The 245-nt window shown below is 62.9% G+C and carries 1 pseudogene; it reads left to right on the forward strand.

What is annotated here, in order from left to right:
* Positions 1–245: pseudogene (locus tag MTCD1_RS23810) on the forward strand (potassium/proton antiporter); the annotation flags it as partial.

A 245-nucleotide genomic window follows, 5' to 3' on the forward strand; every position in this document is an offset into this window, starting at 1 on the left:
GCTCGTGGGGTGGGTAGCCGGCAAGGTCAGTCGGCGTATCACCCTGCCATCGGGCAACCTGTACGCTATCGCCGCGATGGCATGGGCCGTCACTGCCTATGGCACAGGAGCGTGGATTGGCGTCTCCGGGTTTTCGGCCGTCTACATCGCCGCCGTCGTCATCGGCAACGGCGATCTTCCCTACCAACACACCACCAGGTCCTTCTCAGAAGGCATCGCCTGGATCTGCCAGATCGGCCTATTCG

Origin of the sequence: Colwellia marinimaniae, assembly GCF_002207865.1 — a bacterium.
GTDB classification, from domain to species: Bacteria; Pseudomonadota; Gammaproteobacteria; order Enterobacterales; family Alteromonadaceae; genus Colwellia; species Colwellia marinimaniae.